Raw genomic sequence first — 1,795 nt, 5'->3', positions numbered from 1 at the left:
ACGACAGATGCCCAAAGGTCTTCCTGTCAGCAATCGCGCTTGCAGCCCTCGTAATCTACTGGCTTTGAAACTCAATGAGTCCAGAGCCTAGAAGCGGGACCCGGAGGGAATCTCCCAGACATTTCGGCACAGGAGTGGTTCGGGAAAGCGACTGAATGGCTCACCCATCTTCGCTCCTTGGAAAACTTGACAGCGGAAGAAATGGTTCTTCTCGCGAAGGAAGAGGCCAGCAGCGCTTGGTCTTCTCTCATCGTTGCAGTATCCTGCGTACTCCTGTCGCTGACCATCAGTGCGGGTATCGGGATCCGTCTTATTCTTACCTTTACAAGGCAATTCGGATCTCTCCAGGATGACCTGAATAAACTGTCCCGCAAAGAATTCGATTTCACTCCGGCAAACCTGGACTGCAAAACCGAGGTCGGACACCTCAGCCAGGCAATGGACGTCACCCGGGCTGCTCTGCAGGAAGCAGAAGCGGCGCTAGCCTCAATTGAGGAAAGCCGAATTGCTGACCGTGGAGCAGTTGTTGGCAAGCTGGATCAGCATCTCGGACGCTTGGCACAGCGCGACCTGAACTGTGAAATCAAGGAAGCCTTTCCCGAGGAATATGAAGAACTGCGGGCCAGCTTCAATTCAACGGTCACAACTCTGAAGGAGACAATTCAGGACGTGATCTCTGCCACTGGCAGCATCAATAGTGGCGCCGCAGAGATCAGCCAAGCTGCTGACGAACTCTCGAACAGGACGGAAAGTCAGGCAGCAACCCTTGAGGAAACCGCTGCCGCGCTCGAAGAAATGACCGCTTCAGTGAAGTCGGCGGCTGAAGGTGCCCGCAGCGTTGAAAGCACAATGGCGGACGCCCGTCAGGAAGCAGAAAACAGCGGGATCATTGTTCAGGATGCTGTTTCGGCAATGACTGAGATAGAAAAATCTTCCAACCAGATCGCTCAAATTATCAGTGTGATTGATGACATCGCGTTCCAAACCAATTTGCTGGCATTGAATGCAGGCGTGGAAGCTGCAAGAGCAGGCGAGGCGGGCAAGGGCTTCGCTGTTGTGGCGTCTGAAGTCAGAGGATTGGCGCAGCGGTCTGCGGATGCCGCAACCGAGATTAAGACCCTGATCGGCGATAGCTCCAAGCAGGTAGGACAAGGCGTCAGCCTCGTCGGCAAAGCAGGCGAGGCACTGTCAAGCATTGTCGGGCAGGTCAACGAAATCTCCAAGCTGATCTCGGGCATTGCCGCAGGTGCGGCAGAGCAGGCCACCGGACTGGCGGAAATCAATACCGGGGTCACCCAGTTGGACGAAGTCACCCAGAAAAACGCCGCGATGGTGGAAGAGGCTACCGCAGCAGGGCACCTGCTTCATACAGATGCAGGGAAACTGGCTGACCTGATGGCGCGGTTCACAATTGGCGGCGGCAGCAGAATTGCCAGAACAGCGCCTCCGCCTGCTGCGGTTCAGCCAAGTGCACACGGCCAGGACGATTGGCTCGGTGAAAAGGCAGATGCTCTGCCAGCGCGTACTGCTGTAGGAGCCAATACCTGGCAAGGCTTCTGAGCTGTGCAGCAGAAATCTGGCAGTCGTCGAGCTACTCACGGCTGCCAGATCGCCTTCAAATGAGACACTGTTTTCTGCTCTAACTGGCAGGCAAGGTTACCTTCTGCAACATCTGTCCCAAGCCCGGTTGGTGTCAGCACTCCACCTAGGCTCTGGACTCATTGAGTTTCAAAGCCAGTAGATTACGAGGGCTGCAAGCGCGATTGCTGACAGGAAGACCTTTGGGCATCTGTCG

General features: G+C 55.5%; 1 pseudogene. It reads left to right on the top strand.

The window, feature by feature from the left end:
- Positions 1–408 precede the first annotated feature (408 nt).
- A pseudogene (locus ACXAHG_RS23435) lies at positions 409–1,560 on the top strand (methyl-accepting chemotaxis protein); the annotation flags it as partial.
- Positions 1,561–1,795 lie beyond the last annotated feature (235 nt).

Source organism: Leisingera sp. ABD4_442, assembly GCF_056160905.1.
Note: the sequence above shows the minus strand (reverse complement) of the source record. Positions and strands in the feature narration are given on the sequence as shown.